6 protein-coding genes are annotated in these 8,000 nt (G+C 67.7%); 1 reads left to right on the plus strand and 5 read right to left on the minus strand.

All coding sequences use genetic code 11. The features are described from left to right. The 3 genes from nusA to ACMO6A_RS15110 all read right to left on the minus strand — a co-directional run. Positions 1-1,171: transcription termination factor NusA (gene nusA, locus ACMO6A_RS15100; protein WP_418471489.1), on the minus strand; the 1,171-nt coding region annotated here is incomplete at its 3' end. A gap of 17 nt (positions 1,172-1,188) precedes the next feature. Then, on the minus strand, positions 1,189-1,668 hold the full coding sequence (gene rimP, locus ACMO6A_RS15105; protein ID WP_009609237.1) for a ribosome maturation factor RimP: 480 nt from the start codon (positions 1,666-1,668) through the stop codon (positions 1,189-1,191). A 348-nt stretch (positions 1,669-2,016) separates the two neighbouring features. Beyond that, on the minus strand, positions 2,017-3,861 hold the full coding sequence (locus tag ACMO6A_RS15110; protein ID WP_418471490.1) for a GHKL domain-containing protein: 1,845 nt from the start codon (positions 3,859-3,861) through the stop codon (positions 2,017-2,019). A gap of 31 nt (positions 3,862-3,892) precedes the next feature. On the opposite strand from ACMO6A_RS15110, the gene ACMO6A_RS15115 reads away from it, so the two are divergent. Continuing rightward, positions 3,893-5,044, plus strand: a complete 1,152-nt coding sequence (locus ACMO6A_RS15115) for a hypothetical protein (RefSeq protein ID WP_114516194.1) — start codon at positions 3,893-3,895, stop codon at positions 5,042-5,044. Here the strand turns inward: ACMO6A_RS15115 and ACMO6A_RS15120 are convergent. Further along, positions 5,041-5,889, minus strand: coding sequence for a hypothetical protein (locus tag ACMO6A_RS15120; protein WP_418471491.1), 849 nt, complete (start codon positions 5,887-5,889; stop codon positions 5,041-5,043). The two genes, ACMO6A_RS15115 and ACMO6A_RS15120, sit on opposite strands and share 4 nt — an antisense overlap. A 28-nt stretch (positions 5,890-5,917) precedes the next feature. After that, a partial coding sequence (locus ACMO6A_RS15125) for a M60 family metallopeptidase (protein ID WP_418471492.1) occupies positions 5,918-8,000 on the minus strand: 2,083 nt, incomplete at its 5' end.

The raw sequence follows: 8,000 nt of genomic DNA on the forward strand, positions 1-8,000 counted from the left end.
GACGGGCATGGTTGCGGCAGCGCACCCCGTCCTCGCCCACGTAGGCGCACAGACCGGCTTCGTCGTCCGCGGCCTCGTCCTCGTCGATCAGCATGTTGTCCATCGGAGCCAGCGACTCGCCCGTGAAGCTGGCGCTCTTGATATCGATATGCCAGCCGGTCAGGCGCGCGGCCAGACGGGCGTTCTGGCCCTCCTTGCCGATGGCCAGCGACAGCTGGTCGTCGGGCACCACGACGGTGGCGTAGTGGTTGTCCTCGTCGATGACGACGCGGGTCACCTTCGCAGGCGACAGCGCGTTGGCCACGTACACCGCAGGATCCTCCGCCCACTGGATCACGTCGACGCGCTCGTTGCGCAGCTCTTCCACCACCATGCGAACGCGGCTGCCCTTCGGGCCGACGCAGGCGCCCACGGGATCGAGGTTCGCCTCGCGCGACGCCACGGCGATCTTGGAGCGGGCGCCGGGCTCGCGGGCGATTGACTTGATCTCCACCATGCCGTCGTAGATCTCCGGTACCTCGATCTCGAACAGGCGGCGGATGAGGTCCGGATGCGTGCGCGACACCACGATGGCCGGGCGCGCCTGCTCGCCGCGCATCTTCGGCGCGTCGGAGTTCGGGTCGCGCACTTCGATGATGAGCACCTTGAGGCGCTGGTTGTGGCGGTAGTGCTCGTTGCTCGGACGCTCGTTGCGCTCGTTGGGGTTGCGCTTCACGTCGTAATGGGGCAGCTCGGCCTCCACGCCGTCGCGAATCTTGATGATGGTGAAGTCCGGCGTGCCCTGCAGCACCGTGCCCGTCACGAGGTCGCCCACGCGGTCCGAGAACTCTTCGTAGATGGACTGACGGCCGGCTTCGCGCACGATGGACGCGATGACGCCCTTGGCGTTCTGCGCGGCGATGCGGCTGACATCGTCGGGGGTGACGTCGCGCTCCTCGAACTCGCTGTACTCGCCGGTCTCCTCGTCGGGCTCGCCCACCGGCACCAGCTCGTACACGTAGATGTGGCCCGTCTGGCGGTCGATGGTCACGCGGGCGTCCCACTCGAGATCGAGGATATGCTGGTAGCTCTTGGCGAGCGATGCCTCGAGGCGTTCGATGAGGTAGAACTCGTCGATCTTGCGCTCATGCGCCAGCGCCTGCAACGCCTCAATCAGTTCTGAACTTGCCACGTCTTCGCTTCCTTTCCTCAGATGCTCGTCTGCGAGCCGAAATCGATCGTGCCCTTCAGATGGGCGCGTTTGATGGTGTCCATAGGGATGCGCGCCTCGGCGCCGTCCACGTCGAGCACGACCACGTCGCCCTCTACCGATGCGATGGCGCCGGTCCAGCTGCCGCGACCGTCCACGGGCTGCGTCTTGAGCACCGCCGTATCGCCGACGAACCGCGCGAAGTGCTCCGCGGTGCGCAGCGGCCGGTCGATGCCGGGCGACGACACTTCCAGCGTGTACGCCCCGGGGAACGGGTCGAGCTCGTCCATGAGGTCGTTGATCCACGCCTGCGCGGAGGACAGCTCGTCGAAGCTCACGCCGTCGGGCGTGTCTATGTACACGCGAATCGTCGGGGCCTTCTTCGCGCCCGCGACCTCCACCGTGACGATCTCGACGCCCTCCTGCTCCGCCCGGGGAGCCAACGCGTCGAGCAGCTGCTGTTCCTTCTTGCTGAGCACGCGCCTCCTCCTTCCCGTTTGGTTTCGCTTCGCCGCCCCACGCTCTCACGCCGCGGAGCGGCGAGCCCTTACAAACAAAGAAAGCGGGAACAAGCCCACTTTCTCGTGTGTCGAAAGTATGGTGCGCGAAAACGCGCTTGCTTCTTTGTCGTGCCGTGTATTTATACCATATCGGCAACGCTTTGCCTAGGCCGCTCACCAGGCAGCGCGCAAGTTCACCACATTTTCCGCGCCTCGGCGGGCGCCCCTTGCGCGACGGGGGCCGAAACCTTGCGAGCACATGGCATCATCGGCCGAAAGACACGGATATCGGCCGGAAAACGTGTTTTTCGGCCGATGATGCGTCGCTCAGCCGTCCAAGCGAATGACGATGCGCACGACGGCGACTCCGCCCTCGACGTCGGCGTAGAGCGCGCCGCCGTGGCGTTCGACGATCTGGCGCATAGCGGGCAGGCCAAAACCGTGGCGGGACGCGTCGGCCTTGGACGTGCGCGAGAACGACGCGCCGGGGACGGCCGCGTTCTCGCATCGCACGGCCAACCGTCCGTCCTGCGCGCGCATGGAAAGCGAGACGAAAGGCCGGCCGGCGCCCTCGGCTCGCACGCGCTCGCACGCCTCGACGGCGTTCGACAACAGGTTCGACAGCAGCACGGACAGCTCGGTGTCGCGCAGGGGAAGCTCCGCGGGCACGCGCGCCTCGCAGCGCACCTCGATCCCCGCCGCCTGGGCCGGAGCCAAATACGCTGCCATGACCGCGTTCGCCACCAAGTTGTCGGCGTAGCGCAGAGGGGCTTCAGCCTCCTGCTGGCCGGACAGCTCGACCAGATACGCTCTACAGCGCTCCTGCTCCCCCGCGTCGATCAGACGGCTCAGCGCGGCCGCATGATGGCGCAGATCGTGGCGCGCCGCCCTCGTAGCCTCTTCGCCCGACCGCAGATGGCGCAGCCCCGCCTCGGCCGCACGCACCTGCACCTCCAGATCGCGCACCTGCTCGGTGGCGAGGCGCAGGCGGCGCACCCGCTCCACCAGCATCCAGGCGAACACGCCCACGAGCAGCAGCCCCGCGTACTCGCTCTGCCACAGGCCGTACATAGGCTCGTACGCGTTGTTGTCAAGAAGGTTCGCCACGAGCGCGGCGCCCAGCACCGCGCAGCCGCACAGCACGAAGCGCGCCTCGTCAGTGCGATCGCGCAGCCCGACGGCGGCGCATACGGCGAACAGCGCCCAGCAACCGACGCGCACGGCGGTCTGGTACAGGCCGTACGCCTCGATGCCGCCCGGCAGCGCCGGGATGGACAGCGCCCAGGCCAGCGTGACGACCGGCAGCGCCCACAGCGCGCGAGCCGTCCGGCGAACGAGGGGGCGGGCATCGCGCGTCCACGTCGAACCCGCGGCTCGGGCGGCTACCGACACGGCTGAGACGAGCACGCACGTCCAGGCCGCGTCCTCTACGGCATACCACCAGGCCCCTGCTGCGCCCAGATGCCAGACCAGGCCATGCGCGCCCGCCACGGCGAAGGCGGCGCACAGCACGCCGAAGTCGCGCGCAAGCGCATCGCCGTCGCGCTTGCGGCGCACCGCGAACGCGAACAGCGCCGCAGCCAGCGGCCCCAGCACCAGCACGCAGGCGGACAGCGCGTTCGCGAACGAGACGTTCGCCATCTGCTGCGCGGTGCCCAGCACGGGCGGGTAGACCAGCCCGCTGTAGTAGTGCTCGTCGTTGCGCACCTCAAGGCGCAGACGCGTGTCGCGGTCCGCCACGATGCCGACCTGCGCCCCGTCTCCGCCGGCCGCAGCAACGACCCCGTTTACGTACAACGTGAAATCACCGTACACCTCGGGAACCAGCAGCACGAGGGCGCGTTCTCGTTGCGCGCCGACATAGCTAAGCGTCAGCTCGTACACGGCGGAGCCGAAAGCCGACGTGCCGCCGGGAGCATAGGAGAAGTTGGAGTACTGGCCGATGAAGGTTTCGGTCCGCGGCGCCCCGTCCGCGGAGAGCATCCAACCGTCCACGAGCGGGACGAGACGGTCGAGATCGTCATCGGACACCTCGATAACGCCGTCGGAGCCGTAGGGCGGCCCGAACAGGTATTTGTTATCATAGTGGTACGCGATCGCGAACACGCATCCCGCCAACAGGAATGCGACCGCGGCGTGAACCGCGAAGCGATGCGCAGGGCGATGCGGCATGAACCGCCTTTCAGGACGACGAGGAGCTTGCATGGAGCATGGTAGCAGAAAACGTCTCGTGCGAGCATTGGCGTGCACGACCATGATCGCGCTGGCGCTGTCGCCGGGTCTGCCGGGCGTCGCGGCTCACGCCGACGTCCGCGAAGGCGACGCGCGCATGATGGCGGGCGGCGGCTCCGTAGGCGGGGGCCCGGGCGCCATCGACCACGTCGACAAGCCGTTCGACCAGATCATCCGCATCATCCCCGATCACGGCATGTCGGCTTTGCTGTACCTGCCAGCCCTGCCGGTGGATCCGTACCACAGCGACGAGGAAACCGGGCATCCCGCATTGCAGACGCTTCGGGTCGACCGCGCCTATGCGGACGACCCGGACTCCTGGGAAGCCTGGGGCACCTTCGAATGGGACGCGGACTGGCAGGAGTACGCCTGGGGCCTCGACAGCGTCCAACCCGTGTACGACGACAACTACGCCGATCCCAGCATCCTGTACTGCACGGTCAGCTACTCGTCCGAGACCGTCGACTATCGCGACTTCTACCTCCGCGCGACCGCGGTGGTCCTCGAGGACGGCGTGCGAACCGCCATCGAGTTCGAGCCGGCGCTGTTCGAATACGCCGAGGAGTGGCTTCCCGAACCCGTCGAGCCGGTCGACCCGGTCGAGCCCGAAAACCCTGCAGAGCCCGAGAAACCCCAAGAACCGCAGAAGGAGCCGCCGACCGTCGTGAACCCGCCCGACGTGAACGGCGGCGACAGCGGAGGGAACCGCGGAGGCGTGGGCCAGGGGGAAAGCGAGCGGAACGAGGCGAGCGAAGAACGGCCGAAGAAAGACGGCTTCCCCGCCGGCGGCGACCCTGTCTCAACGGTCTCGATCCTGCCGCTGCCGCGCAACGAGGAGCCGGCCGCCGGAACGCAGGACGGCGACGGGACGCAAGAAAACGCGCCCGACGAGCAAGCCGGGCGCGCAGGGGAAAGCGATGCTGCAAGCAAGGAATCGATGCCGGGGAAGGCCTTCGCCGATTCTTCGACAAGCCGCGATTCGGCGGCGACCTCCGCGGGCTCGACCTCGTCGGAAACCGCGCACCGTATGCCCGGCTTCGCCCTGGCCATCGGAGGCACGATCGGCGCCATGGCTTTGATCAGCGGCATCGCTGCCTTCGCAAGAGCACGTAGAAAGCGCTAGCGACGGCGGGAGCGCAGCGCTACGACCAACACAACGGCTCCGGCGACGAGGGCGACAGCTACGCAACCCGCCACGAGGGGGAACAAGCCGTCGCCGGTTGTCACCAGCGCTTTATCCGAGCCGGAGGGAGCCCCGGGGCTTACGTTCGTGCCGCTCGGAAGCTTCTCGGGGCTCGGCTTGGCGTTCGATCCGCCGGTCCCTTCACCGGAGTTTTCGCCCGGATTCTGCCCGGAGCCTTCCGAGCCGTCCCCGGGGTTGCCGCCAGACCCGTCGCCCGAACCGTCGTCAGGGCTCCCGCCCGGCTCATCGGGCCCGACCGAAGAGCCGGAAGCGACCTTGACGGACAACGGAGCCGGCAGCTCCATGCCCAGCTGCTTCTCGTCCATCTCCACATGCGAGGAGCTTACGACCTCGAGGCTGCTCACGGACACTTCCGCAACGGAATCGCTCGAAGACGACAACGCGAGGGTTCCCAGATCGAGACGGTCGCCCGAGAACAGGTTCCCGTCCTTGACGGCCACGTAAAGGTTCACGCGCTGGCCGCCGTCCACCGGCTTGAAGCGCACCTGCGCCACCGCGGCGCCCTCGACCGCCTTCGAGAAGCCGAACCCGGCCTCCAGCGCCTCGCCGCCCTCGCCCTTCACCGTCAACGACAGCTTGAGCGCCCGAACCTCGTCGCCTCCCTTGGGGACGACCAGGCTCACGTCGGCCGAGCCGTTCGAGGCGCCCTTGTCCAGAACCACGCCAGGCGCCTCCCCCGCCCAGGCGATTCCCGGGGCGAGGGCTAGGCAGAGCGCGCATGCCGTCAGCGCGCCTGCCGCTATCTTCTTCATCTTCGCAAACATATCTTCAACCGTTCCTCTCGGCTTCAGGCTAATCGGCTGCGACGGTCGCGTTGCCGCCGAGCTCGACGTCGGGCAGATTGTCGGGAACTTTGCCCGGAAGCGAGTCGCTCACCAGGCGCTGCCCCTCGTTCGTCAGCGCGTTGTCCACGCGGTACAGCTCGGCGCGCACCTGCTTGGGCAGCTCCATGTTCGCAAAGTCGCCGGGCTCGATCCAGTAGACCCAGCTTCCTTCGGACACGTCGCCCAGCATGGCGTCGCCGGGCTGGGGAGCCATGATGATCTGGCTGGCCACCGTGCTGCCGTCGGCGTTCACGCCGCCCACCACGTTGCCGTCCTGGTCGTAGAGCACCACCACGTTGTACGCCGGGTTGCCCTTGTACGAGCCGGTGAACACGAGCGAGCCCTTCGGGATGAACTGCTTGTCCAGGTTCTCGTCGGCCTTCTGGTACACGAAGTCGCTCTTCAGGATGCCTGCCGCGCCGCCGTTCGCGTCGAGGAAGGACACGTCGTCGCCCGAGGGCCCGAACACGTCGAGCTCGGCCACCGACAGCTGCCCGCCCGCCTGGCCGACGGCCGTGATGCGCAGGTAGCGTGCATCGTAGGTGCAGATCCAGGGGTCTTTGCCGTTGTCGAAGTACAGCGATGCCTTTCCGTCTTCGTCAAGCGACAGCGAGCCCTTCTTGATGAGGGTGTAGCTCTCGCCGTCGAGGCTGGTCTCGATGCGGTAGTCCCCGATGGCCGACCCCTTAGCGCCGGCTCCCAGCGTATAGCGCAGCGAAGTGACCTCGGTGGGCTTGCCCATGTCGAGCATGATGACGGGGTCTTCGCCGTCCGACCCGCCCGTGTACACCGTGTCGGCCTTGCCGTCGACCATCAGCTCGGACGCGGGCTTCGGCGCGGGGGCGTCGGGATCGTCATCGGTGGCGGGCGGAACCGTGTCCTGCGCGGAGGACATGTTCGTGGACACGGTCCAGCCGCTCTTGTCCTGCAGGCCGTTGCCCGTGAGCTTGATCGGATCGAGCACGAGCGCCTTCGAGCGGTTCAAGAACTTGTCGACGACCGTCACCTCGTAGGACACCACGCGGTTGCCCAGCGAGGAGGCGTTGTCGACGTACGAGGCCGTGCCGTCCTCCGCAGCCTGAGCGAAGCCCACGACCTGACGCTGCTGCACGCCGTCGGCCGTGGTGAGGCGCGCGATCTCGTAGCCCAGCACGGAATCGCCCGCCGATGCGTCTGCGCCGAGAGAGAGCGCCACCTCGCTGCCGTTCACCTCCGCCGTCGCCCGAGCGACGCCCTTGTCCAGGACCGCGCCCGTGTCCTCGTGGGAGCGGGCATAGGCCCGGGCGTCGTCGTTGGCGTAGCTCAGCGCGCGGGTCTCGGCCGGGAACTGGCTGACGTAGGCCTTCGTGGTCTCGTCGGCCGTGAAGCCCCAGCGCTGGAAGAAGTCGGTCAGGTCGCGCTCGGCTGCAGCGCTGGCCAGGCGGATGATGTTCTGCTTCTCGCCGCCGCCCAGGACAAGCTCGGTTCCCTTGGGCGCGGGCGCCGTCTTCGGAGCGCGGGCGTAGCTGTCCACGCGCGCGAAGAAGCGGTTGTCGAAGGCCTGCTGGTACGTGTCGTACAGCTGGTACGCGCCGCCGGCGTCGTAGGCCAGGCGCAGCTGCCAGTACATGGCCAGCTGCGTGAACACGCTGCCGGTGCGGCCCTCGTCGCCCGAGGTCACGCGATCGTACACTTCGTCGTAGCTGAACCGGGCCGAAGCGCTCGTGCCGTTGGACTGCGACAGCTGCGCGAAGTAATTGTTCGTCACCTCGGGGTAGGCGTACTGAGCCTGGTTGATGTTGTGCCCGATCTCGTGCGCGATGCCCCACCCGAAGTACGACCCGGAAGCCTTCTCGCCGTCGCCGTCCACCGCGACCGGGGAGCCCTCGCCGAGCCCCGGCACCGAATCCCACTCGATGCCGATATGATTGCCCGCCGCGTACATGAACGCGCCCGCGAACATGCGCGTGTAGCGGATGTTCAGGTGCTGCGACGGCAGCAGGTTCGCCTTCTTGACGGCATCGGCCGTGCCCTTGTCGAACGAGGAGGCCAGGCCCTTGTGCTGGTAGAAC

It is taken from the genome of Eggerthella sp., assembly GCF_048329335.1.
Classification (GTDB): domain Bacteria; phylum Actinomycetota; class Coriobacteriia; order Coriobacteriales; family Eggerthellaceae; genus Eggerthella; species Eggerthella lenta.

Excerpts from the sequence above, each read along its gene's own strand:
- ACMO6A_RS15110 (WP_418471490.1), bottom strand. The coding sequence starts at position 3,861 with ATGCCGCATCGCCCTGCGCATCGCTTCGCGGTTCACGCCGCGGTCGCA.
- ACMO6A_RS15115 (WP_114516194.1), top strand. The coding sequence starts at position 3,893 with ATGGAGCATGGTAGCAGAAAACGTCTCGTGCGAGCATTGGCGTGCACG.
- ACMO6A_RS15120 (WP_418471491.1), bottom strand. The coding sequence starts at position 5,889 with ATGTTTGCGAAGATGAAGAAGATAGCGGCAGGCGCGCTGACGGCATGC.